This is a genomic window from Flavobacterium kingsejongi, from assembly GCF_003076475.1.
GTDB lineage: Bacteria > Bacteroidota > Bacteroidia > Flavobacteriales > Flavobacteriaceae > Flavobacterium > Flavobacterium kingsejongi.
On the sequence record NZ_CP020919.1, the window covers coordinates 3,108,890 to 3,132,974 of the forward strand.

A 24,085-nucleotide genomic window follows, 5' to 3' on the forward strand; every position below is an offset into this window, starting at 1 on the left:
GTGTGCTGTAAAGCGATAGAGTAATTTATGGGAAAGGGGATGAAAAACTGGATGATAATGCTGTTGTTTGTAGCGTTAGGAAAAGGATATGCGCAAAATAAGGCCGTAGAGACTTCTGGCGACATACTGATGCTGGCCATTCCGGTTTCAGCTTTAGCAACGACCTTATTTTATGAAGAAGATAATAAAGGGACCTGGCAATTTGTAAAAGTATATGGAACCTCTTTTGTGGTGACACAATCCTTAAAACGGATCATTGCAAAAGACCGGCCGGAGCATAATGGTACTAATGCGTTTCCGTCGGGGCACAGCTCCAATGCTTTCTCGGGGGCAGCTTTCATTCAGCGCCGCTATGGATGGAAAGTAGGACTACCGGCTTATGCTTTGGCGGCGTATACTGGATGGACCCGTATTGATGCCCGAAAACACGATGGCTGGGATGTGCTGGGTGGTGCTGTAATTGGGATTGGAAGTGCCTATTTATTTGCTACGCCTCATGAAAAGAAGACCCAGATGGATCTTACTTTTTCAAAGACGAAAGAGGGCTGCGTTGTTGGTTTTATTTATACTTTCTAAAGTACAGGAACGATTACATTTTTACTACTTTTGCAAAAAAGAATCTCCATGAAAAGTACTATAGTTATCGCGTTGCTTCTCTTCTCTAATGCGGGTTATACTCAGGAATGGTATACCAATTTAGATACGGCAAAAGCACGTGCGATTTCTGAAAATAAAAATATTTTACTCGTCTTTTCGGGTTCCGACTGGAATCCATCAAGCATAGCGTTGGAAAAAGAAGTATGGCAGTCAGAAGAGTTCAAAGCAGATGTTTTGACACACTGGGTATTGCTATCGGCAGATTTTCCACAGAAAAATCCGGGATCCAAGCCTGTGAATGTCCAGAATGATAATATGGTGCTGGCAGAGAAATACAACCGCGATGGTTTTTTTCCGTGGATTGTAGTACTGGACAAATATGGAAAAGTACTCGGTAAAACGGGGTATGATACAGAAATGTCCGTACGCGAGTATATCAATCATATCAAATCATTTCTGAGATAATTTAGCGGCCTTAACTAAAAATTAAAGGGTATGCATATTTTAATTGTTGAAGATGAAAAAGGAATATCCGATTTCCTGAAAGAAGGCTTGGAAGAAGAAGGCTATCAGATTACCATTGCCAGTAATGGAATGGAAGGATTGCGTTTAGCACAATTGCATCTATATGACCTGATCCTGTTGGATTGGATGTTACCGAAGCTAAACGGTTTACAGGTCTGCATCGAATATCGCAAAAAAAACATGCTGACTCCCATTATTTTTCTGACTGCCAAAGATACACTTCAGGAAACGATTGCCGGACTTCAGGCAGGGGCCAATGATTATATCAAGAAACCTTTTAGCTTTGAAGAATTGCTGGAGCGTATCAAAGTACAGTTTCGGACAATTCCGCCAACTCCCACAGAATATGTGTTGGGAACGATTCGTATTAAAAATGAAACCCATCAGGTTTTCAATGGAACCAAAGAAATTTTCCTGACCCAAAAAGAATACCTGCTTTTGGAGTACCTGATCAAAAATACAGGTATTGTATGCACGCGGACGCAGATCATCCAGGATGTGTGGAATATTTACTTTGAATATGATACCGGAGTCATTGATGTGTTTATCAATTCGATTCGCAAGAAATTAGGGTTGAAAAAAGAAGAAGACTACATTCGAACCATCCGGGGAGTGGGCTATATTGCTAATACCATCGTATAAATGAAATCATTATCATTCCGGAACCGCATCGCCTTTTACAACCTGATCAGTACTGCTACGATTATTTTTGGCGTATTTGTAATCATTTATAGTATTGTATCCTTATCGGTAAATCGGGATATCAACAATGACCTCGCAATGGAAATCGACATCCATAAAAATCAGGTTGAAATCCAAAAAGGGGAAGTACGGCTGGTGGATGAAGAGGAATGGGGTGAGGTGGAGCATAATGAAATTAATATCAATCCGGTTTTTGTACAGGTTTTTGATAAAAACCGGAATTCCGTAGAGAAATCACCCAACCTGAAAGATGAAAGCCTCAGGCTCATTCCGAATAAGGGGGAAAATGATTATTGCAATACCTATTTGGGCGATATTGCTATTCGGCAGGTGCAAACGGCACTCACGAATAAAGGAAACACTGTAGGGTATGTGGTAATACCAATGTCAGTGGAAGCGCCTAAAAAAGTACTTGAAAACCTATTGTATACGCTATTTACCATCTTTCCAATTATATTATTCCTGCTGTTTTTCCTGACGCGCTATATTGCGGGCAGAAGCATAAAACCGGCATTAAATATTATCAATACCACCAGTCGGATTACCAATAATAATTTCAATGAGCGTATTGTATTGCCCCGTAATAAAGATGAGTTGTATGTCCTCTCAAAAAGCATCAATGACTTACTGGATCGCATTGAAGATGCCATTGAGCGTGAAAAACAGTTTACTTCAGATGCTTCCCATGAACTGAGAACCCCTTTGGCTGTTATAAAAGGAACACTTGAAGTCTTGATTCGTAAACCGCGTGAAATACAGCATTATGAAGAGAAAATAAAATACTGTGTAACGGAGGTCGATCGCCTGAATAATTTAGTAGATCAATTGCTGTTGCTGGCCCGGTTTGAAAATCAAAAGAAAATAGTCAAGGCTGAAAACATACTGCTGGATGAAGTGGTTTTGCAATCCCTACAGCGGTACTCTTCCCGAATTGAAGTGAAGAAACTGACGATTGATTTTAAATTCAAAGAGCATTTCAGAATTGTATCCGATGGCTATCTGGTTTCTATTATAATTGATAATTTGGTTTCGAATGCTGTAAAATATTCCAAAGATAATGGACAGATTGCTATTCACTTGAAAATGGAGCAGGATACCATTTCGTTTCGCATTTCAGACGAGGGCATTGGCATTGATGCTAAAGACCTGTCGAAGATATATGAACAATTCTATCGTTCTGAAGCCACAGAGCATGTGGAGATCAAAGGCAATGGCCTGGGACTGTCAATCGTCAAAAAACTATGTGTACTGTTGGGTATTGGCATAGAGGTCAAAAGTGAAAAAGATTGCGGCACTACGGCAATCTTATATTTCAAAAAGAATTAATCCTCTTGTTTACCGTACCGCGTTCCAGATTACTTCTGATGGTGTAGGAGCGACTATTGTAATCGGTTCTTTCGTTACAGGATGTACAAATACCAGTTTACGGGCATGCAGGTGAATACCGCCATCAGGATTACTTCGGTCAAAACCATATTTCAGGTCACCTTTAATCGGCGATCCAATGGCTGAAAGTTGTGCGCGTATTTGGTGGTGCCTACCGGTATGCAGGTTGATTTCCAATACGGAATAGTTATTCAGCTCTTTAATAATAGTGTAATCCAGGCTGGCCACTTTGCTGTCCGGTACTTCTTTGAGGTGTGCTTTGGAGGTATTGTTCTTTTCGTTCCGTTTTAGGAAATGCACCAGGGTATCTGCCGGTTTGGAAGGTTTATTTTTGACGACAGCCCAATAGGTTTTCTGTGTTTCCCTGTTTTTGAAAAGCTCATTGAGCCGTGTAAGCGCCTTAGAAGTACGGGCAAAAACCACAATCCCGGTGGTAGGCCTGTCCAGGCGGTGTACTACGCCTAAAAAAACCTCACCGGGTTTGTTGTATTTATCCTTAATATATTCTTTGACCACTTCACTCAAGGGTTTATCTCCGGTTTTATCTCCCTGGACAATATCGCCAACCCTTTTGTTGACTACAATAATATGATTGTCCTCATGTAATACCTGAAGATTATGCTTGGTCGAAAGTTCTTTCATTTTCAAATGTGAAATAGGAGGGATGCGTAAATCTGAAAATTAATATTGCTCTTTTTCATTTGGGAAATCAGCAGATTTTACATCGGTAACATAGTTTCCGATAGCTGTTGTCATTTCCTCATACAGATTCATGTAACGTCTCAGGAAACGAGGACTGAATTCATTGTTCATTCCCAGCATATCATGGATTACAAGTACCTGTCCGTCTACACCACCACCAGCACCAATTCCGATTACCGGAATGGAAATGCTTTCGGCTACTTTTTGAGCCAGGTGTGCCGGTATTTTCTCAAGAACAAGGGCAAAGCAACCAATACGTTCCAGGAGTTTTGCGTCCTGCAATAGTTTTTCAGCTTCCTCTTCTTCTTTGGCACGAACAGTATACGTACCAAATTTATAGATGGATTGTGGGGTCAGGCCTAAGTGTCCCATTACTGGAATTCCGGCGTTGAGTATTTTTTTGATAGAATCTTTTATTTCGCTTCCGCCTTCCATTTTTACAGCGTGAGCGCCGCTTTCTTTCATAATCCTGATAGAGGAGCGCAAGGCTTCTTTAGGATCTGATTGGTAGCTCCCAAAAGGAAGATCAACAACAACAAGGCTTCTGGAGATAGCACGAACCACACTGGATGCGTGGTAGATCATTTGATCCAGGGTTATGGGCAGCGTGGTTTCATGACCTGCCATCACATTGGAAGCAGAATCACCCACAAGAATTACGTCGACACCTGCGGTATCTACAATTTTGGCCATGGTGAAATCGTATGCGGTTAACATGGATATTTTTTCTCCATTCGCTTTCATTTCAATCAAAGACTTCGTTGTTATTCTTTTATAATCTTTTTTAGCTACAGACATAATTTGTAATTTAATAAGACGTAAATGTACTAAATACTATAAAAAGAGCACCCATCTGGGTAGATTATTATAATTTAAAAATAACGCGGAAAGTACGGTTTCCTGGTGCTGTAATCCTGTTATATTGTCATTGAAAACAGTTGGGTGTTAGGGGCTTTTCGTTGTAAGTGCAGGTCAAAGGCCATGCAAATATTACGGACAAAGGCCTTTCCGGCTGTTGTTACAGTAATACTATCAGGGCTTAAAACCACCAGTCCATCCTGTTCCATCTCTTTTAAGCGTACAAGGATTTCTGGCATTTCCTGCAGGTATAATGTATCTTCATTCCAGGAGGTTTGAAATTGGCACATCAGGTTAAGGATATGCCGGCGTACTATAAGGTCCTCGGAGTTTAGGATATGTCCTTTGGTAACCGGAAGGATGTTCCATTCCAGCAGCTGGTAGTAGTCTTCGAGATTTTTGGCATTTTGGGCAAATCCATACCAGCTATCACTGATGGAAGAGACCCCAAGACCAATCATAAGCTGTGTTTTGGAAGCGCTGTAGCCCATGAAGTTTCGATGCAGGTTGCCATTTGTAAAAGATGTATAAAGAGCATCTTCTGTGACTGCAAAGTGATCCATGCCGATTTCATGATACTGGTAACGTTCCAATAATGTTTTTCCAATTTCATATAGTAATCTTTTCTCACGGTCTTTTGGAATATCTTCCTCTTTAAAACCTCGCTGCCCATTCCCTTTGATCCATGGCGTATGGGCATAACTATAAAATGCGAGCCGGTCAGGTTTGAGGGATTTTGTCTTTTCGATCGTATCCACGATATCTTCAAGTTGCTGGAAAGGGAGACCAAAAATGATATCATGGCCTATAGAGGTATAACCAATTTCACGGGCCCAAAAGGTTACTTTGGCCACATTATGGAACGGTTGCTCGCGGTGAATGGCTTTTTGTACGACAGGAGAATAATCCTGAATGCCAAAACTCACCCTGCGGAAACCAAGATCATATAGTTTTTGCAATTGCTCCCGGGTAGTGTTATTAGGATGTCCCTCAAAACTAAATTCATACCCCGGAGCTTTTATAGCGTAACTCATTAGCCCATTAATAAGGTCTTCTAAATGTTTTATGGCAAAGAAAGTGGGGGTTCCACCGCCAAGATGGATTTCCTTGATCCGTGGTTTTTCACCCAGCAGGCTACAATAGATCTTCCATTCTTTCAGCAGAGCGGAAATATACGGATGCTCAACATTATGATTTTTGGTAATGCGTTTATTACAGCCGCAAAAGGTACAAAGGCTTTCGCAAAAGGGCAGGTGGATATACAGGCTTATACCTTCCGAAGCGTTACTTTCTGCAAATGATTGCCTAAAAGAGGTAACCCATTGATCGTAAGAAAATTTGGATTCCTCCCAATATGGTACTGTTGGATAACTGGTATATCTGGGCCCCGGGACATTGTATTTTTGGATCAGATTATTTTTCATGATAGCGGCTTTTTTGAGGATCAAAAGTAGCAGGTTACCTTTCTTTATAAAATGATATTTATCATGTAATTGCTACGATTTAAAGCGGTTACCCGCTATTATACCCGAAATACTGTTAATTATAGGGAAGATATAGTTTTAAAGGTTTTAAAATCTTATTTTTGCAAAAATCTAAAAGACCCAAATGTTTCAAAACGATTCAGAAATAGAAGTAATAGAAGACAAAAAACAACTCTATAGTTACCAGCAAAATGATATCAATTCGATATTCGATAAGATTGATAATTGTTCCGCGAACTATCACTTGTTGTATCAACTGCCAACCGGGGGTGGAAAGACAGTTATCTTTTCTGAAATTGTAAGACGCTACCTGGAAGAGCACAAGAAAAAAGTAGTGGTTTTGACACACCGTATCGAGTTGTGTAAACAAACCTCAAAAATGTTGAAAGGTTTTGGTGTTAAAAACAAAATCATCAACAGTAAAATTAAAGAGATGCCGGACCAGGAAGAATATTCCTGCTTTGTAGCGATGGTAGAAACCCTGAAAAACCGTCTGAATGATGAGTTGCTCGAGATTGATAATGTCGGACTTGTTATTATTGATGAGGCGCACTACAACTCGTTCCGCAAATTGCTGAGCTCCTTTGGGAATGCTTTTATATTAGGGGTAACGGCCACTCCGTTAAGCTCCAATATTAAGTTGCCGATGCACGAGAACTACGATGAGCTTATTGTTGGAGATCCGATTAAATCACTGATTGACAAAGGATTTTTAGCAAAAGCGACAACGTATAGTTATGATGTAGGATTGACTTCACTGAAAGTGGGGATCAATGGAGACTATACCGTAAAGTCTTCTGACGAATTGTATTCCAATATGGCGATGCAGGAGAAATTGCTGCATTCCTATGAAGCACGATCCAAAAACAAAAAGACCCTTATTTTTAATAATGGTATCAATACCTCATTATATGTATATGAGACATTCCGCGCTGCGGGATATCCGATACGCCATTTGGACAACACCAATTCCAATGAAGACCGTAAGGATATATTGCGATGGTTCAAAAATACTCCGGATGCTATCCTGACTTCTGTAGGGATTTTAACCACAGGATTCGATGAGCCTACAGTGGAGACCATTATCCTGAACCGTGCGACAAAATCCCTGACATTATACTATCAGATGATTGGGCGTGGTTCCAGGAAGTTACCTAATAAAGATCACTTTACCGTAATCGACCTGGGGAACAATGCTGCACGTTTCGGCTTGTGGAGTGAACCTGTAGACTGGCAGCATATTTTTAAATCTCCGGAATTCTACCTGGAAAACCTGAGAGACGATGCTGAAATCGAGAGCCACTTCAAATATACGATGCCGGATGAGCTGCGTAAGAAATTCAGCAATACCGAGATCGTTACTTTTGATGTAGAAGAAGAACACAAAAAAGCGATAGCAACAAATCAGCGGTCAAAAATCGTATTTGAAAATTCAATTGACCAGCATGCTGCGATGTGTGTGGATAATACCGAAGACCTCAATAAAGCACGTGCTTTATCCAGAGAGCTTTTTGATGATATTGAATGCCGCGTTAAGCGCTTCAGTAATTGCCTGAGCAAAAGCAGCAAGAACTACAGGGAATATCTGTTTGACGATTATAAAACAAAACTCACTTTGTTGATCGGAAAGAAATATCGTGAAAAGATAATGAACGAAGATTAAATACATACCGGGCCTTAAAAATAATTTTAACTTTTAATTATTTTTAAGGCCTGTTTTTTTGAGCATAAATTAAGTAGTTTTGATTTCTATCTTTTTATGAAATGAAAAAACTGTTTGTATTGCTCTTATTTTTTATGCCTATGGTTTCCCAGGCCCAGGATTATGATTTTATTACGCCGCTGCATAAAAGCAATGCCGAAAAGGCACGTACTATTGCTGATCTGATTGCTGGAAATGCCCGTACGAAGTACGTTTTTAATAAAGTGCTAACCGATCCCAAAACACAACAGGCCTCTTTTTTATATTACCCTGAAAATGTGACGGAAGCCCAGATCAAGTCCAAGAAAGCGACAAAGCTTTTGCGGGTGGATTTTTGGGCAAAAGAAAATCCTGAAAGTCCGGGAGAAGTGGTATTTCGTTTTAAGGAAGCTACCGGATCTTATATGGATTTGTTTCCGACCTGGCAGCGCTATTTCAACATGATGGCCGACGAAAATAACTTACCGTTCGATTATAATGGAAAAGGGCTGGTAGATTTTACTAAAAAAATAGAATTCCGTTTCCAAAAAGCAGATTTTAGCTCGGAGTGGAAGCTGACCAACAGATCCACATTACCTTAAATACAAAAGGCAACATTTTGAAATGTTGCCTTTTTTTATTACAGTATATTTTTCAGTCGTGCATATTGCAGGAGCATGATGGTTTTTCCGTCTTTGATGGCGCCCGTATCAATCATGGCTAAAGCCTCATCCAACGATACTTCCAGAACCTCAATTTCCTCCTGTTCTTTTTTTAATCCGCCCCCATCAGAAATTTTCATGTCTTTGGAATATTCGGCCACAAAGAAATACAGAATTTCAGTTACCGATCCTGGTGACATATACGATTCAAAAACCTTGCGTACATCTTTTAGCACATAGCCTGTTTCTTCTTCGGTTTCCCGGCGGATGCAATCTTCCGGATTTTCTTTTTCGAGCAGGCCGGCACAGGCTTCAATAAGCATGCCGTCGGTATTACCATTCAGGTAAGTAGGAATACGGAACTGTCGGGTCAGGATTACCGTTTTTCGTTCGGTGTTGTAGAGTAGGATGGTAGCGCCATTCCCGCGATCATAGACTTCACGGATTTGTGTTTCCCAAGTGTTGTCTTTACGGAGGTAATCAAAGGTCACTTTGTTGAGTACATACCAGCTGTCCGATAGCAGTTGGGTTTCTTTAATTTTTATGCGATCATTCATGGGTAAGGCGAAAATTGTATTAATGAAAGTATAAATATAAATCTAAAAGCCCGGATGTGCGACTGTAATAGATTAAAAAAAAGATAAATTATTTTCGCTAGCCTATACCTTGAAATGCCAGTAGCCGTAGGGTGATCATAAAGTGATAGGACTGTGATTATACCAACACGGACACCGCTTTATCACTAATAATAGCTACCTTTGCCAAAATTATATCCACAATGGCAAAATCATTCCTGCAGCTTGGCGTTTCCGAAGCATTAGTACAATCCCTGAATACACTAAAAATTACTGTCCCTACTGAAATACAGGAAAAATCCATTCCGGTATTATTGGAAAAAACGGATGATTTTGTGGGGGTTGCACGAACCGGAACCGGAAAAACCTTAGCGTTTGGATTGCCATTACTGCAACAGGTGGTTATTACTGACACCACAGTTCAGGGCGTTATATTGGTTCCTACACGGGAATTGGGGCAGCAGATTGCCACACACTTAGAAGCTATAGCCAATGCGATCCCTGGGATTTCCATTGGATTGGTTTGTGGTGGTACGCCAATCAAACCACAAATCGAGCGCCTTGCACAACCCACCCATATTATTATTGCTACGCCGGGAAGGCTAATTGACCTTTTAGAGCGTAAGGCTGTTTCGCTAAAAGAAACCAAAACACTGGTACTTGATGAAGCAGATGAAATGATGAGTGCGTTAAAAGACGGATTGGATACCCTTGTTGCAGAACTGCCAAAGAGCAGGAGAACCTGGCTTTTTTCGGCCACTATGCCGGGAACGATAAAACAGTTGATTCAAAATTACATGTCCAAACATGTGATCCAAATTACGGCTTCCGAACAGCCTACGGGCAAACAGGAAATCAAACACCAATACAGTATCTTAGAGCCTATTGAAAAACTGGATGTACTGATGCATTTCCTGACAGCACATGATGGTGAGCGTGGTATTATTTTTTGCAAAACCAAAGCAGCAGTAAATAAATTGGCTAAAAACCTGGCCATTAACCGTTTTTCTTCCGGTGCATTGCATGGTAGCCTGACACAGCCGATACGGGATCGTATTATGGAACAATTTCGCGAAGGGCATATCAATATTGTAGTTGCTACAGACCTTGCTGCAAGGGGAATTGATGTGGAAGGGCTTTCTTATGTAGTACATTATCATCTTCCGGATGTATATGAAACTTATGTACACCGAAGCGGAAGAACAGGAAGGGCCGGAAAAAGCGGTCTTTCATTAACGATACTGCAACCCGAGGAAGCGGCTGAAATACAGGATTTCGAAAAAGAACTGGGGATAAAATTCTCTGTTTATGAAAAGCCAACCCAGGACAGTATCGAAGGCAACAATACTTACCTTTGGGCGAAACAGATCTTCAAAACCAAACCGAATCATGATATTGATCCGGGATTAAAGGAAAAAGTAAAAACCGTTTTCCATCACCTGACCAAAGACGAACTAATCGAAAAAATGCTGGCAAATTATGTGTTACAGCATAAAATCGAAACGGGGCCTAAAGAAGCAGTAGTCAAAAAAAGAAAGCAATAGATCAGATTAGTTATTATCGTTCATAAATGCAATGATTTCCTTATAACGCGGATTGTAAGCATTAAAAAACTGGGTGATCATGCCCACATGTTTTTTGTTTTTCAGGATGTAAAAGTTCGGTTCCGGATCATATTGTTCCAGGGCACCGATAAATCGTTCTGTGCTGCTGCTAATTGAGGTGTATGTTTTTTCACCCTGGTAAATGAGGAGTGGTGGCATACCTGCGTGTAAAGCATAAAGTGGAGAAGCTTGTTTCCATTGTGATTCTGCTGTGGTAAAGGTTTTGAGGTAGGTATTGTCCGGACTGAAATTTTCTGCTTTCAGGTAACCATACATGTCCAGACCTGCTGCGTCAATCAATATGACGCCTTTGATGGGATTCGGTTCGTCGATTGCTTTAAAATAACGATTGTCAATAGCCACCAATGCTGCCAGGTGTCCTCCCGCAGAATGCCCGGAGATAAAAATAGCATTGGGATCACCACCATATTTGCTAATGTTTTTACTGACCCATTGTACCGATCGGGCTGTTGCTAATGCCATTTGTGTATAATCAGCGTTCGGTGTCAGCGGATAATCTATGATCACAGTCACTACGTCTTTTCGGGCCAACCGGTTACCCAAAAAACTATATAACCCTTTCCTACCCGAATTCCAGTTGCCGCCATGAATAAAAATCAATACTTTTTTTAGTGAGGTTCCTTTTTCCGCCGGGGCAAAAACATTCAGCTTTTGTGCGGTCACACCCGATTCTTTTTCATTTTCGAGATAGGTGATATCTTTGGAACGGGTTACACTTTTAAAGGCACATCCGGAGAGTACAAACACAAGCAACGCAGCGAAGAGGATGCCAAAAAATATGTTTTTGATGGGGAAAGCAAGGAATGGTATCATATGAGTCAGGAGTAGGTTGGGCTTATTTATAATATTAACGAGAATATACAAATTCCAGTTTGATTTTTAGTCTCAAATTTTAAAATTAGATTGTTTATCGTTAATTTTCACGGACACAATCAAAAATGCAGAGAATATTCCTATTTTTGGAATGCTCCGATTACGACTATTGTTGCGGAGTTACTTTAACTTTACTTTAAATCAAAAAAAATGAAAAACCGCTGCCTGATTTTTGCAATGCTTGTGTCGGCATTAGTATCAGCTCAAAAACAACCCTCCGCTTCTGTGGAAGGCAAAAAAATTACCGTGTATACCACAGCCGAGAATACGGACTACAGGATCTCGCCAACAGCAACTGCTAACTTTAAAAAAATGGGACAGCCTCTTGAAACACAAATCTGTGTTTTTGTAGATCCTACCCATAGTTTCCAAAGTATTATGGGCTTTGGTGGTGCGATAACGGATGCTGCTGCTGAGACCTTTGCCAAAATGCCGAAAGCACAACAGCAGGAAATCCTTACAGCCTATTTCGATGCTGAAAAAGGAATCGGCTATACGATTGGAAGAACAACCATCCACAGTTCTGATTTTTCCAGTGGAAGTTATACCTATATTAAAGAAGGTGATGCCTCTTTAAAATCGTTTAACATCGACCATGATAAGAAATTCAGGATTCCAATGATCAAGCAGGCGATGAAGACTGCAGGTGGAAAACTTACCTTATATGGTTCTCCATGGAGCCCACCGGCATTCATGAAAGACAATAACAACATGCTAAAAGGAGGGAAATTGAAACCGGAATTTTACCAAAGCTGGGCGAACTATTATACAAAATTCATTGCTGCTTATGAAAAAGAAGGCATTCCAATCTGGGGTATTTCCATTCAGAATGAGCCTATGGCAACCCAAATTTGGGAATCTTGTATTTATACAGCAGAAGAGGAACGTGATTTCCTAAAGAACTACCTCGGGCCAACCATGCATAAAGCCGGTTATGCCGATAAGAAAATTATTGCCTGGGACCACAATCGTGACCTGATCTACCAAAGAGCCAGCACGATGTTAAACGATCCGGAAGCAGCAAAATATGTTTGGGGTATTGGTTACCACTGGTATGAAAACTGGAGTGGTGGAGAGCAGATGTTTGGTAATCTTGCCAAAGTGCACGAAGCATTCCCGGAAACCAACCTGATTTTTACCGAAGGTTGTAAAGAAGCGTTTAAACTGGACAAAATCAACGATTGGAAATTGGGTGAATTATATGGTAATGCCATGATCAATGACCTGAATAGCGGTATTACAGCATGGACTGACTGGAATATCCTCTTGGATCAAAAAGGTGGGCCTAACCATGTTGGGAACTTTTGTTTTGCCCCAATCCACGGGGATACCGAAAGTGGTAAAGTAATGTATACTAACGAATATTACTATATCGGTCATTTTTCTAAATTCATCCGTCCGGGCGCGAAGCGTATCGCAAGCACACCAAGCCGTAGTGCGATTAGCAGTACTGCTTTCCTGAATAAAGATGGTAAAACAGCTGTAGTCGTAATGAATAAAGGAGACGAAAAAGTATCGTATTTCCTTTGGATTGATGGACAGGCAGCAGAATTAAGCATAGCACCACACGCTATCCAGACATTGGTGTATTAATACCAATAGCATTTGCTGAAAATTACAAGGCCGGAATAAAGTGATACACTTCATTCCGGCTTTGCTTTAAACCATAAAATTACAATGACCATGAAATCACAGAACATCATTGCCTTGTTGCTTTTAATGGCTGTTTCCGGCCTGCAGGCACAAAAAAAGCAAACCATTACCTATTTTAAGAATGATACACTTAGCCTTCAACTCAATCTGTTCCTGCCTGAAAAAGCAAGTGCTAAAAAGTTACCATTAGTGTTGTATGTGCATGGCGGTGGATTTTCAGGAGGCGACCGAAGCGCAGGAGATAGCCCGTCTAAGTTCCTTGCACAGAATGGGTATGCCGCAGCTACCTTAAGTTATACGCTATATGCAAAAAATAAAAAATACAGTTGCGATGGTGCCCTTCCGGAAAAGATTAAAGCATTTCAACATGCCGTAAATGATCTCTGGCTTGCTACTTCTTTTTTTATTGATAATCAGGAGAAATACAATATTGATACTTCAAAAATTTTCATCACAGGAGTAAGTGCCGGAGGAGAAACGGTCCTGCACGCCGCCTTTTGGGATTTCAAACTGATGAATATGTACTCCAATACACTACCCGGAAATTTCCGTTATGCCGGGTTGATTTCCGGAGCAGGAGCTATCATGGACCTGAATCTGATTACTGCAGAAAATAAGATACCCATGATGCTTTTTCATGGAAATGGAGATCAGACTGTGCCTTATGGAACAGCAGCGCATCACTATTGCCCGACGAATGCTACCGGATGGCTGATGTTGTTTGGATCCTATTCCATATATAATGACCTGATTGCGAAAGATGGTACGGTAAGCCTCTATACTTTTTGTGGTGGAGGACATGAATACAGTGGTTATCTTTTTGAAAAAGACCAAAAGCCGATGTTGGATTTCCTGAACGATGTTATGGCTGGTAAGAAATTCCAAAATCATACGATCATCCCTACAGGGAAAAAGAATGCGCTATCTGCGGCCTATCATTTTTGTGATTAAATAGAGCTTTATTGGCTCACTGTATTGCAATGAGCCAATAAAACCCTAAAGTGTCATAGTTTTTTTTTATCTTTAATGTGGAGTTAAGATTCTTATTTTAAATTACTTATAAACTTAAAAGGAAAATTATGACAACAATTACTACAACAGAGATTAAAAAATTACACAAAACGCTAAAAGTGCTCAGTTCAGTATTTTTGTTTTTAGCGTATGTTATTGCTATCCTGACTTTAATTGGGACGATCTATCTTATAGCCACCCCACGTGGACTCGGAGGCTGGATTTTACCGGCTTTTACTTTTGGTGCTGGCTTTATTATCTTTTTGTTTTTGTATGCCTTTGCAAAAATTATAAGTTCTTTAATCGAAATCAGTAACCGATGAAAAAGTGCCTGATCTATTTTGTATGCATCATTTTATTAGGTTCCTGTACTGATAAAAACAGTAGCGAAAGCGAGACTGTAGATGTGGTTTTGGTAGGGGGCGGCATTATGAGTGTTACACTCGGAACGATGCTCAAAGAGTTAGATCCCAATATATCGATTGCAGCCTATGAAAAACTGGATGCTGTAGGGCTGGAAAGTTCGGCAGCATGGAATAATGCAGGAACAGGGCATTCGGCATTGTGTGAACTTAATTATACTCCGGAGCTTAGTGATGGTAGCATTGATATTCATAAGGCAGTAGAAATAAATGAATCTTTTGAGATTTCTAAAGAATTCTGGTCGTACCTCGTTACAGCACAGAAAATAGGCCCACCCAAAAGTTTTATCAATCCTACGCCACACATGAGTTTTATCACAGGAGCGGACAATGTGGCCTATTTGAAAAAAAGATTCCTGGCTTTACAAAAGGCCCCTCTTTTTACCGGGATGGAATTTTCTGATGATCAGCAGCAAAATAAGCAGTGGATTCCATTGGTCATGAATGGGCGTGACGCCTCCCAAAAAGTAGCAGCTACGAAAATCGATATTGGTACTGACGTTAATTATGGGGCACTCACGCAGGAACTGACTTCAAATCTGGTAAAATCATCCAAAACATTCCTGAAAGTAAACCACGAGGTTACAAACTTCAAGCGAAATACCGATGGTACCTGGCGAGTGTATGTGAAGGACCTGGCCACTAAAAAAACGAAAACGATAAATGCAAAATTTGTATTTATTGGAGCAGGTGGGGCAACGCTACCCTTATTAGAGAAGACACACATTCCCGAAGCTAAAGGATATGGTGGTTTTCCGGTTAGTGGTGAATGGTTGGTATGTAATAATCCTGAAATCATTGCGCAACACCAGGCCAAAGTATATGGTAAGGCTTCTGTAGGATCACCACCAATGTCGGTACCTCATCTTGATACCAGAATTATTAATGGGAAGAAGGAATTACTATTTGGACCTTTTGCGGGATTTTCACCTAAATTCCTAAAAAATGGTGCCTGGACTGACCTTCCCGAGTCCTTTAATTTTTATAATATCCGTCCTATGATGGAAGCGGGACTGGATAATGTACCGTTGACGAAATATCTCGTAGAACAGGTCGTACTTACACCAGAGCAACGCCTTGAAGCCCTGAGGGAGTATTTCCCAAAGGCAAAAATGGAGGACTGGGACCTGAAGGTTGCCGGGCACCGGGTTCAGGTTATTAAAATCGACGAAAGTACGCAAGGCGGGATCTTACAATTCGGAACCGAAGTAGTTACAGCTTCCGATGGTAGCGTAGCCGCATTGTTGGGCGCTTCTCCGGGAGCTTCCACTTCCGTTTCGATTATGCTGAAAGTAATCGAGCAATGTTATAAAGAACAACTGAAAACCCCGGAATGGCAGGCTAAAATAAAAGAAATGATTCCGTCTTATGGACAAAAATTATCAGACAATATCCCACTGGCAAATGCAATCCGGAAACACAATTGTGAAAAATTGGGTATCATTTGGAAAGAAATTCCAGAGGCAAATATGGCGAAAAAGCCTTAATCATTTAAGCATCTAAAGATTCCCTATACATTAAAAGTATAGGGATTTTTTTTGGATAGTTTTGCTATGGGACTTTTTATACCTTTAACCGCAATTCCTAAAACTGAATCGCCAATTGTATTTTTAAATTACTTATTGTAAGGTGCCATGAGAAAAATAGTAGTATTGTTTTGCTGCTTCCTGATCCCAGCAGTATATGGGCAAGCATCCCGGGTAAATCGCGTTTTGGATTCCTGTGTTGCCCATAGCAATTTTAATGGTGTTGTATTGATTGCTAAAAAAGGAAAAACGGATTATCTCAAGTATACCGGTATTGCAAACCGGGAGCAGGGCACAAAATTCTCTAAAGATTCCCGATTCCATATTTTCTCAGTCACCAAGACCTTTACAGCAGTACTGATAATGCAGTTGTATGAAGCCCATAAAATTGATCTTGATGCTACCATTGCTACTTATTATCCCGAATATACAGGAGAAGGAGCGAACAAAATCACGATTCGGAACCTGCTGACTTATAGCAGTGGGAGGGATCTTGAAGAGATGCGTAACTTTCTCGAGGTCTACAGCAATGATATCTGGGGAGTTGATACTTTTATCACGAAATATTGTTCCGGTAAATTACTGACGACACCCGGTACGACATTCAATTATAGCAATGGTGATTATATCATCCTGGGGAAAATCATTGAAAAGATTTATGGAAAACCGTACGAAGTAGTATTGCAGGAAAAAATAGTACAGCCATTAGGAATGAAACATACCGATTACCTCCATCATGTGGATATCATCAGGGGGCTTGATGCTGCCTATACAAAAGATGATAGTATTCCCAACCGATTGAATCGGCCGACGAACTTTTATATGGATAATTTCTATGCTGCGGGGGCGATGTATTCGACTCCGGAAGACTTACTGATTTTCGACCAGGCCATTTTTAAGCATACATTGCTAAAAAAAGAAACCGTAGATCTGATGCTAACGGCTTATAGTGCCCTTGGGGATGTCGCTATAGGATTTTGGGTCTATCCGAAAACATTTGGAAAGACCCAAACTATTTTTGCCGAAAGGCAGGGTTATGGCTATGGTCATAGTGCCAACTGGATCCATCTCGTTGATAAAGACCTTACTTTTATTATATTATCCAATACCAATTCTGTTGACCTGAATAAAATGCGGGAAAAGATTATCAGTGCTTATCTCGGAGAATAGCTTTTTATCTTTTTATGCTATTGTAAAATTGCAGGCAGCAGGTAGGTTGTCACTATTTCATCAGCCTGGGTGTGCCCAAAGGAACTATTATACGCTGTGGACGTGATTACAATAGTAAGCGGAATTGTAGTGAAAACGATAATTTTATTACCCCCATTGCCATTGCATAAAAAGGCATCATAATTTTTACCATTTACCGTATAGGTTTGGTTCCAAAACAGGTAACCGTATTTTTTCGGATCGTTGGGATTGGTGAAATAATTGGTAAATGTTTTTTTGACCCAGTCCTGCGTAAGGATTTGCTGCCCGTTCCATTTTCCTTTATTTTGATAGAGTTGCCCGAATTTAGCATAATCCAGTGTATTCATCTGTAGGGATCCTGCGGTATTACCCACATTTTGAGGCGTATATTGCCACTCATAATGCGTAATGCCCAGTGGGGCAAATAGTTTTTTATCAGCATAAGCCACCAGGCCACCGGGAACATTTTTATCGATAATATCTCCTAATACTACTACCCCCGCAGTAAAATAATCCCAATTTTTTCCAATAGTTTTAGTCTTATCCATAGGCAGGTTTAATGTAAAACTCACCCAATTGTCGGTAGGATACATGTTTTCCTCATTCCCGGGTGAATCATTATTGGCATCTGAACCGTCAAAACCGGAACTCATCGTCAACAGGCTTTTTAGGGTTACTTTTTCTTTTTTCGGACTGTAATTTTTAAATTTTTTAAGGTCAAAAAATTCACCTAACGTTTGTTGCTCATTTTTGAGGTAACCATCGTGTATGGCAATTCCGGTAAGGGCAGAGGCAAACGATTTTCCTACAGATCGCGTGTCGTGCAGGGTCGTTCTGTTGGCCCCATTAAAATATTCTTCAATTAGCAATTCCCCTTTTTTGATTACAACAATGCTGGTGATCTTTCGAAATTTACTTTCGGCAATTTTACGGTTCAGCTCTTTTATCGTTTCAGTAGCATACGCATCTTTAGAAACTGGCCAGCCACTATTAGGAGCAATTGGTTGTATGGCGGCCTCAGCTTCAGTAGCCTTAACCGGGGGTGTGACTACAAGTTCGACGGCACCAACTGCAATCAGCGGGCTTATTTTAAGGCCATTATGATCCAGGTAAGTGCGCATTTCTATTTTGAGTTGATGAGTTCCTACCGTAAGGTGCTGCTCACCAGCATTATTCTCATAAAAGCGCCGCCACATCGAACGTCCCCATGATCCTTCACTGCGTTGGCTAACCAAAGGAATGGTCAAAATAGTCTTACTATTTTTATCATTAGGCCATTCTGCCCCATGATGCAAATTTTCTACATATACCAATTTTCCATCCACCCAAAAACTAAACTGGTAATTTCCTTTTTGCAGCAATTCTTCAGCAGTTAAGTTGGTATCTAGGCGATGGAGGTAATTGGTTACCGAATTATCCATAAATGCCCTAAGGTAAAGATTAGTTGTACTATTGAACTGTACAGAAGCCATAGCATCCGAATCTTTGTAGTCTTCTATCGGGGCTGGAGTCGCTATAAAAACTATTTTTCCCAGATTAGCCCGATGATCCGGAGTGTTGATACCGTTATTTTGTACTAAATCTTTTGTTTGTCCCAATACGCCGATTGTTAGTATGAAGGAGCAGAAAAGAAGGATTTTTTTCATGTTTATTTTTATTTGTCGATGTTCCAAAACTACCCTATAAACAAGTGTCAAAATAGAACAGGATTAACATCGGGTTATTTTGAGTAGAGTTTGCGATAGTCAGATGGTGTGGTTCCCATCATGATACGAAAACTGCGGGTAAAATGGCTTTGATCTGAAAAACTACAGGCATAAGTGATATCCTGCAGAGAAAACTGTTTTTGGGAGAGCAGGACAAGCGACTTTTCGATTTTTAGCTTTCTGATATAATCCCCAAGATTGCAATGAAAATACTTCGAAAAGTCCCGGGACAGGTGTACGGGATGGATGCCTAAGTTTAGTGATAGTTCCTGTAAAAGCAAATTTTCAGGATAGCTGTCGTGTAATATTTCACGCAGTTGTCCTAACCATAAAGGTTTATTTTTACGATCTGTTTGATGCGATTCGTGAAGGGTGGTAAATGTTTTTAAAAGTAGTGTTTCTATGGCCAGTGCTGTAGTAGCGTCGTCCATCTTGGTTTCCCGAAAAAGCGAAAAAAACAATAATTTTAATTCAGGATCCTGAAGTTTTAAGCTGCCCTGAACCTGATCGAGGGCTATTCCGGATTGCCTGATCCACTCTGGGCGGACTTCAATCTGGAAACCCCTGGTATAGCCTTTCGGTTTCCGGTTGTAATGGGGCTCCTGCCAGTTATGAAAGAGCAAATCCCCACTGGTACAATTGTAGATTTCTTTTTTATTCCCTTCCAGTACATTTCCCTGTAGGATAAATGTGAAATAAGCATTCTCATGATAGTGCCAGTCTACCCAATCATGGGTATATTCTGTATCGGTGAGAATGATACCACCAATTTCAAGTTTCTGATTGGTTTGTCCATAAAATTGTCCAGTAGTCAGCTGTTTCATTAGAATAGGGATAAAAGGGATTACCCTTTATTTTGCCGTTAAAGTACAACAAAAAACGTTTCCGGATCTATGGCAATTCCTGCAGTGTGTTTTTCTTAGTATTCCTAAGGATCATATAGGCTAAAGCAATTACGGTTATTCCGGCTGAAGCATAAATGATATGAGGAATTTTGGCAATTGCATCCTGATAATACCAGCCGGCAAACAGTGCACCAAGGCCAATCCCGGCTTCCAGTGCAATATACATTGTCGCCATTGCTTTTCCACGATGATCGGGATGGCTCAGGTCGACGGTCCAGGCATTGATCGCCGGGGAAAGTATTCCGGTAGCAATACCATAAAAGACCGATCCCAGCATCAGCCCTACAATAGTTTCTGAATACCCAACAATAAGCAGGGCGATGATCAGTACTACAAGTCCGGCCTTCAGTACATCGGTGCGGCCATAACGATCGGAAGCTCTTCCTGCAACAAATCGGATAACGAGCGAGGAAAGCGTGAATACCATAAAGAACATTCCTTTATTGGCAATGCCCAGATGTTGCGACCAGTCTGGAATCAGTGTTAGGATACAACCATAGGCCATATAGGATAAAAAGGTGACAATACCCGCCGGCAGCACTTCAATGGCAATAATGTCTTTCCGCGAAATTTTCAGCATAGACATACGAAAAGGCTGCTTGTTTTTTAAGGTTTCGGTCATGTTCATAAGAATGACTATCGAGAGCAATGCAAAAACAGAGGAAGCATAAAAAAGTACATTGATGGAATAGTACAGTCGGATGGTACTGCCGATGGCCGGTCCGATGGCCATTCCGGTGCTAAAGCACAGCCCGTGTATGCCTAAGGCTTCCCCCCAGCGTTCCCGCGGGATAATATCAGCCACATAAGCAGCGGTAGCCGTTGGTTTAAATCCAGTAGAAAAGCCATGCAGTAAACGTAAGAAAAGAAATCCCGAAACCGTACCCAATACCGGATAAAGAAAACCACAGACAAAACAGACAATAGATCCAGCAGCCATTACCGGCACACGGCCTAAGGTATCGGTCAACCGGCCGCTAAAAGGACGGGAAATTCCTGCGGTCAACGTGAATAAGGCGACAATAAGCCCTTTGTGTTCGGCTCCTCCCATAGCACTCAGATAGGCAGGAAGTTCGGGAATAAGCATATTAAAACTTGCAGAAAAAAGTAAGGAACTCAGGCATACTAATCCAAAATGGATATTGTATATGGGATGGGCTTTAGGAATCATATTAAGCATACTAAACTAAGCCGCAAAATTACTGTTTAAAAGTGGAGGCAAAAAGAGAAATAGGGAAAAGGTAAGCGAAAAAAAGGGAATGCCGAAACGGATCCTGTCAGTGTGCCACTAGGGTTCAAAAAAAATCAAAAACGCTTGGGTTTTGGATTTTCAGGAATTATAATTTAGAGGTTATCGTACTGATGAGTTTGGTAAAAAACGGATAGTATATTTTTCCCCATAATGGTTTTTGATGGTAGCGGTAAGCAATACTTTTGGTGGAATCAAATACGATTGGAATTTCAAATGCTGAAAAATGTTTTTTCGAGAAGCGCTCACAGAAATCGGAAGCACTCCGGTCTACATTTTTGCTTTGGAGAATGGCAATAGATCCTACAGCGGACTGTAGGCCTCTCGGCCAGCCTTTATTATTTTTGATGGCATATTCCAGGCAACTGCTGGAAAATTTTTCGATGGTATTTTTAGCTATGGTATCTTCGGTTTGTGCCATAAAGACAAAGGTATTGAGTTGGGTGGCCATCCAGCTCCATTTGAATTTTTTGCTATAGCCTACAGCGCAGGAAATGCCATTGATGGTCACTTCGCCGATATAATCCATTTCTTGTTCGAGTAGTGGCTTAAAATGAGACATGGGGTTGTGGATATGCAAACAAAAATTGCACAGTAAGTTAAGCTACATTTTTGTAATTAATTTGATTGTTGAATTCTTCAATAGTTGCATAATTTAAAGCAGAATGCCTTCTTTTTCTGTTGTACCAAATTTCAATGTATTCAAAGATTTCCAGTTTCATTTGTTCTTTAGAAATGAGTTTGTTGCCATAAATCAATTCCGTTTTCAAAGATTTGAAGAAACTTTCGGCTACAGCATTATCCCAGCAATTTCCTTTACGGCTCATACTGCGAGTTATTTTTTTATAGGAATCAAGAACATTTACAAACTTTTTACTGGCATATTGGACACCTCTGTCGGAATGAAAAATCAAACCATTTTTAAGATCTCGGTTTTTAATTGCCATTTTCCAAGCTCCAAGTGTCGTTTGCTCAGTGCTCATTGCGTTGCTCAAACTCCAGCCTATAATTTTTCTGTCGTATAAATCCATAATAGTGGTCAGGTATACAAATCCATTGGATATGCAAACAAAAATTGCACAGTAAGTTAAGCTACATTTTTGTAATTAATTTGATTGTTGAATTCTTCAATAGTTGCATAATTTAAAGCAGAATGCCTTCTTTTTCTGTTGTACCAAATTTCAATGTATTCAAAGATTTCCAGTTTCATTTGTTCTTTAGAAATGAGTTTGTTGCCATAAATCAATTCCGTTTTCAAAGATTTGAAGAAACTTTCGGCTACAGCATTATCCCAGCAATTTCCTTTACGGCTCATACTGCGAGTTATTTTTTTATAGGAATCAAGAACATTTACAAACTTTTTACTGGCATATTGGACACCTCTGTCGGAATGAAAAATCAAACCATTTTTAAGATCTCGGTTTTTAATTGCCATTTTCCAAGCTCCAAGTGTCGTTTGCTCAGTGCTCATTGCGTTGCTCAAACTCCAGCCTATAATTTTTCTGTCGTATAAATCCATAATAGTGGTCAGGTATACAAATCCATTGGATATGCAAACAAAAATTGCACAGTAAGTTAAGCTACATTTTTGTAATTAATTTGATTGTTGAATTCTTCAATAGTTGCATAATTTAAAGCAGAATGCCTTCTTTTTCTGTTGTACCAAATTTCAATGTATTCAAAGATTTCCAGTTTCATTTGTTCTTTAGAAATGAGTTTGTTGCCATAAATCAATTCCGTTTTCAAAGATTTGAAGAAACTTTCGGCTACAGCATTATCCCAGCAATTTCCTTTACGGCTCATACTGCGAGTTATTTTTTTATAGGAATCAAGAACATTTACAAACTTTTTACTGGCATATTGGACACCTCTGTCGGAATGAAAAATCAAACCATTTTTAAGATCTCGGTTTTTAATTGCCATTTTCCAAGCTCCAAGTGTCGTTTGCTCAGTGCTCATTGCGTTGCTCAAACTCCAGCCTATAATTTTTCTGTCGTATAAATCCATAATAGTGGTCAGGTATACAAATCCCTCTTTAGTTTGGATGTATGTAATATCTGAAACCCAAACCTTTGATGGCATTTTTACAGTAAACTCTCTGTTTAATACATTTTCGACAACTAAATAATTGTGACTAGAGTTGGTTGTTACTTTAAACTTCTTGCTTAATTTACTTCGCAAGCCAAGTTCTTTCATATACTTTGCAACTGTAACTCTTGAAATTTTATAACCAATGCTTCGAAGTTCTAATGTTATTCTAGGACTCCCGTATCGTTGCTTGGTTTGAAAATAAATCAATGCTATCTGTTTTTTTATGGCGCTTTTTAGTTGCTGTCTTGCAGTATTTATTTGTTTTTTCCATCGGTAATAACTTCCATTGCTTACTTGTAGAACTCTGCACATTTTTTCAATCGGGAATAGCTGTTCATTGTTTTTAATGAAACTATAAATCATCGACCGTTCTTGGAAAAAATGCCGATTGCTTTTTTTAATATGTCACGTTCTAACTCTGCATCTTTGAGTTTTTTCTCCAGTTCATGGATTTTTTCTTGCTCGGGAGTTAGTTTTAAATTTCCTTTTCCAGGAAAACTTCCTTCTCCAAATTCCTGGAGTTCTTTACGCCATTTATAAAGCTGGGGGGCTGTTATTCCTAACTCCCTGGCAAGTTCTGATACATTTGTTCTATCATAACTCAATTCAACGGCTTTTTCCTTAAAAGCCTTGTCGTAAATTTTGCGGACTTGTTTCATAG

General features: G+C 40.1%; 22 protein-coding genes and 2 pseudogenes. 12 read left to right on the plus strand and 12 right to left on the minus strand.

What is annotated here, in order from left to right; all coding sequences use genetic code 11:
- The first annotated feature begins 39 nt into the window (after positions 1-39).
- Genes FK004_RS13965 through FK004_RS13980 form a run of 4 tightly spaced genes read left to right on the plus strand, consistent with a single transcriptional unit; the run spans position 40 to position 3,150 of the window.
- Positions 40-576 carry a phosphatase PAP2 family protein gene (locus FK004_RS13965; RefSeq protein WP_157956116.1) on the plus strand — a complete coding sequence of 179 codons (537 nt, stop codon included), beginning with the start codon at positions 40-42 and terminating at the stop codon, positions 574-576.
- Between the two features lie 48 nt (positions 577-624).
- The gene (locus tag FK004_RS13970) at positions 625-1,062 is read left to right on the plus strand and encodes a thioredoxin family protein (RefSeq protein WP_108737817.1); all 438 of its coding nucleotides are present in this window, start codon (positions 625-627) and stop codon (positions 1,060-1,062) included.
- 30 nt (positions 1,063-1,092) lie between these two features.
- Positions 1,093-1,764, plus strand: coding sequence for a response regulator transcription factor (locus FK004_RS13975; RefSeq protein ID WP_108737818.1), 672 nt, complete (start codon positions 1,093-1,095; stop codon positions 1,762-1,764).
- Positions 1,765-3,150 carry a sensor histidine kinase gene (locus FK004_RS13980; protein WP_108737819.1) on the plus strand — a complete coding sequence of 462 codons (1,386 nt, stop codon included), beginning with the start codon at positions 1,765-1,767 and terminating at the stop codon, positions 3,148-3,150. It begins immediately after the preceding gene.
- Positions 3,151-3,159: 9 nt separating this feature from the next.
- On the opposite strand, the gene FK004_RS13985 is transcribed toward FK004_RS13980, so the two are convergent.
- From FK004_RS13985 to hemN, 3 genes are all read right to left on the minus strand, one after another.
- Positions 3,160-3,852, minus strand: coding sequence for an RluA family pseudouridine synthase (locus FK004_RS13985; RefSeq protein ID WP_170108560.1), 693 nt, complete (start codon positions 3,850-3,852; stop codon positions 3,160-3,162).
- 39 nt (positions 3,853-3,891) lie between these two features.
- Positions 3,892-4,710, minus strand: coding sequence for a 3-methyl-2-oxobutanoate hydroxymethyltransferase (panB, locus tag FK004_RS13990; RefSeq protein WP_108737821.1), 819 nt, complete (start codon positions 4,708-4,710; stop codon positions 3,892-3,894).
- Between the two features lie 119 nt (positions 4,711-4,829).
- Positions 4,830-6,194 (minus strand): oxygen-independent coproporphyrinogen III oxidase, encoded by a 1,365-nt coding sequence (gene hemN / locus FK004_RS13995; RefSeq protein ID WP_108737822.1) that lies wholly within the window; start codon positions 6,192-6,194, stop codon positions 4,830-4,832.
- Positions 6,195-6,378: 184 nt separating this feature from the next.
- On the opposite strand from hemN, the gene FK004_RS14000 reads away from it, so the two are divergent.
- Entirely contained in the window at positions 6,379-7,917 is a 1,539-nt protein-coding gene (locus FK004_RS14000) for a DEAD/DEAH box helicase (RefSeq protein ID WP_108737823.1), read from the plus strand.
- Positions 7,918-8,018: 101 nt separating this feature from the next.
- Positions 8,019-8,537 (plus strand): hypothetical protein, encoded by a 519-nt coding sequence (locus FK004_RS14005; RefSeq protein WP_108737824.1) that lies wholly within the window; start codon positions 8,019-8,021, stop codon positions 8,535-8,537.
- 38 nt (positions 8,538-8,575) lie between these two features.
- Here FK004_RS14005 and nudK read toward each other — a convergent pair whose 3' ends face one another.
- Complete coding sequence (gene nudK, locus FK004_RS14010; protein WP_108737825.1) at positions 8,576-9,154, minus strand: GDP-mannose pyrophosphatase NudK; 579 nt, start codon at positions 9,152-9,154, stop codon at positions 8,576-8,578.
- Between the two features lie 221 nt (positions 9,155-9,375).
- Between nudK and FK004_RS14015 the strand changes: the two genes are divergently transcribed.
- Positions 9,376-10,716, plus strand: a complete 1,341-nt coding sequence (locus tag FK004_RS14015; protein ID WP_108737826.1) for a DEAD/DEAH box helicase — start codon at positions 9,376-9,378, stop codon at positions 10,714-10,716.
- A gap of 6 nt (positions 10,717-10,722) precedes the next feature.
- Here FK004_RS14015 and FK004_RS14020 read toward each other — a convergent pair whose 3' ends face one another.
- Positions 10,723-11,610, minus strand: a complete 888-nt coding sequence (locus FK004_RS14020; protein ID WP_108737827.1) for an alpha/beta hydrolase — start codon at positions 11,608-11,610, stop codon at positions 10,723-10,725.
- Positions 11,611-11,820: 210 nt separating this feature from the next.
- On the opposite strand from FK004_RS14020, the gene FK004_RS14025 reads away from it, so the two are divergent.
- The 5 genes from FK004_RS14025 to FK004_RS14045 all read left to right on the plus strand — a co-directional run bounded on the left by FK004_RS14025 (position 11,821) and on the right by FK004_RS14045 (position 17,452).
- Entirely contained in the window at positions 11,821-13,263 is a 1,443-nt protein-coding gene (locus FK004_RS14025; protein WP_108737828.1) for a glycoside hydrolase family 30 protein, read from the plus strand.
- Between the two features lie 90 nt (positions 13,264-13,353).
- Entirely contained in the window at positions 13,354-14,274 is a 921-nt protein-coding gene (locus FK004_RS14030) for an alpha/beta hydrolase (protein ID WP_108738852.1), read from the plus strand.
- Positions 14,275-14,402: 128 nt separating this feature from the next.
- Entirely contained in the window at positions 14,403-14,657 is a 255-nt protein-coding gene (locus FK004_RS14035) for a hypothetical protein (RefSeq protein ID WP_108737829.1), read from the plus strand.
- The gene (gene mqo / locus FK004_RS14040; protein ID WP_108737830.1) at positions 14,654-16,243 is read left to right on the plus strand and encodes a malate dehydrogenase (quinone); all 1,590 of its coding nucleotides are present in this window, start codon (positions 14,654-14,656) and stop codon (positions 16,241-16,243) included. The genes FK004_RS14035 and mqo overlap by 4 nt, the downstream gene beginning before the upstream one ends.
- Before the next feature lie 147 nt (positions 16,244-16,390).
- Positions 16,391-17,452, plus strand: a complete 1,062-nt coding sequence (locus tag FK004_RS14045) for a serine hydrolase domain-containing protein (RefSeq protein ID WP_193844342.1) — start codon at positions 16,391-16,393, stop codon at positions 17,450-17,452.
- A gap of 17 nt (positions 17,453-17,469) precedes the next feature.
- Here FK004_RS14045 and FK004_RS14050 read toward each other — a convergent pair whose 3' ends face one another.
- The 7 genes and pseudogenes from FK004_RS14050 to FK004_RS14080 form a co-directional block, all read right to left on the minus strand.
- Entirely contained in the window at positions 17,470-19,119 is a 1,650-nt protein-coding gene (locus tag FK004_RS14050; RefSeq protein WP_108737831.1) for a serine hydrolase domain-containing protein, read from the minus strand.
- 74 nt (positions 19,120-19,193) lie between these two features.
- Positions 19,194-20,003, minus strand: coding sequence for a helix-turn-helix domain-containing protein (locus FK004_RS14055; protein ID WP_108737832.1), 810 nt, complete (start codon positions 20,001-20,003; stop codon positions 19,194-19,196).
- 67 nt (positions 20,004-20,070) lie between these two features.
- The gene (locus FK004_RS14060; RefSeq protein WP_108737833.1) at positions 20,071-21,255 is read right to left on the minus strand and encodes an MFS transporter; all 1,185 of its coding nucleotides are present in this window, start codon (positions 21,253-21,255) and stop codon (positions 20,071-20,073) included.
- 166 nt (positions 21,256-21,421) lie between these two features.
- Entirely contained in the window at positions 21,422-21,895 is a 474-nt protein-coding gene (locus FK004_RS14065) for a hypothetical protein (RefSeq protein ID WP_157956117.1), read from the minus strand.
- A 37-nt stretch (positions 21,896-21,932) separates the two neighbouring features.
- Positions 21,933-22,394, minus strand: a pseudogene (locus FK004_RS14070) (IS3 family transposase); the annotation flags it as partial.
- A 26-nt stretch (positions 22,395-22,420) separates the two neighbouring features.
- Positions 22,421-22,882: pseudogene (locus FK004_RS14075) on the minus strand (IS3 family transposase); the annotation flags it as partial.
- Between the two features lie 26 nt (positions 22,883-22,908).
- Positions 22,909-24,083 (minus strand): IS3 family transposase gene (locus FK004_RS14080; RefSeq protein ID WP_420358875.1). Its coding sequence is split into 2 segments (ribosomal slippage): positions 22,909-23,816 and positions 23,816-24,083, totalling 1,176 coding nucleotides; the frame shifts between segments, so codons are not numbered across the junction.
- Positions 24,084-24,085: the final 2 nt, after the last annotated feature.

Excerpts from the sequence above, each read along its gene's own strand:
- FK004_RS13965 (WP_157956116.1), top strand. The coding sequence starts at position 40 with ATGAAAAACTGGATGATAATGCTGTTGTTTGTAGCGTTAGGAAAAGGA.
- FK004_RS13970 (WP_108737817.1), top strand. The coding sequence starts at position 625 with ATGAAAAGTACTATAGTTATCGCGTTGCTTCTCTTCTCTAATGCGGGT.
- FK004_RS13975 (WP_108737818.1), top strand. The coding sequence starts at position 1,093 with ATGCATATTTTAATTGTTGAAGATGAAAAAGGAATATCCGATTTCCTG.
- FK004_RS13980 (WP_108737819.1), top strand. The coding sequence starts at position 1,765 with ATGAAATCATTATCATTCCGGAACCGCATCGCCTTTTACAACCTGATC.
- FK004_RS13985 (WP_170108560.1), bottom strand. The coding sequence starts at position 3,852 with ATGAAAGAACTTTCGACCAAGCATAATCTTCAGGTATTACATGAGGAC.
- panB (WP_108737821.1), bottom strand. The coding sequence starts at position 4,710 with ATGTCTGTAGCTAAAAAAGATTATAAAAGAATAACAACGAAGTCTTTG.
- hemN (WP_108737822.1), bottom strand. The coding sequence starts at position 6,194 with ATGAAAAATAATCTGATCCAAAAATACAATGTCCCGGGGCCCAGATAT.
- FK004_RS14000 (WP_108737823.1), top strand. The coding sequence starts at position 6,379 with ATGTTTCAAAACGATTCAGAAATAGAAGTAATAGAAGACAAAAAACAA.
- FK004_RS14005 (WP_108737824.1), top strand. The coding sequence starts at position 8,019 with ATGAAAAAACTGTTTGTATTGCTCTTATTTTTTATGCCTATGGTTTCC.
- nudK (WP_108737825.1), bottom strand. The coding sequence starts at position 9,154 with ATGAATGATCGCATAAAAATTAAAGAAACCCAACTGCTATCGGACAGC.
- FK004_RS14015 (WP_108737826.1), top strand. The coding sequence starts at position 9,376 with ATGGCAAAATCATTCCTGCAGCTTGGCGTTTCCGAAGCATTAGTACAA.
- FK004_RS14020 (WP_108737827.1), bottom strand. The coding sequence starts at position 11,610 with ATGATACCATTCCTTGCTTTCCCCATCAAAAACATATTTTTTGGCATC.
- FK004_RS14025 (WP_108737828.1), top strand. The coding sequence starts at position 11,821 with ATGAAAAACCGCTGCCTGATTTTTGCAATGCTTGTGTCGGCATTAGTA.
- FK004_RS14030 (WP_108738852.1), top strand. The coding sequence starts at position 13,354 with ATGAAATCACAGAACATCATTGCCTTGTTGCTTTTAATGGCTGTTTCC.
- FK004_RS14035 (WP_108737829.1), top strand. The coding sequence starts at position 14,403 with ATGACAACAATTACTACAACAGAGATTAAAAAATTACACAAAACGCTA.
- mqo (WP_108737830.1), top strand. The coding sequence starts at position 14,654 with ATGAAAAAGTGCCTGATCTATTTTGTATGCATCATTTTATTAGGTTCC.
- FK004_RS14045 (WP_193844342.1), top strand. The coding sequence starts at position 16,391 with ATGAGAAAAATAGTAGTATTGTTTTGCTGCTTCCTGATCCCAGCAGTA.
- FK004_RS14050 (WP_108737831.1), bottom strand. The coding sequence starts at position 19,119 with ATGAAAAAAATCCTTCTTTTCTGCTCCTTCATACTAACAATCGGCGTA.
- FK004_RS14055 (WP_108737832.1), bottom strand. The coding sequence starts at position 20,003 with ATGAAACAGCTGACTACTGGACAATTTTATGGACAAACCAATCAGAAA.
- FK004_RS14060 (WP_108737833.1), bottom strand. The coding sequence starts at position 21,255 with ATGATTCCTAAAGCCCATCCCATATACAATATCCATTTTGGATTAGTA.
- FK004_RS14065 (WP_157956117.1), bottom strand. The coding sequence starts at position 21,895 with ATGTCTCATTTTAAGCCACTACTCGAACAAGAAATGGATTATATCGGC.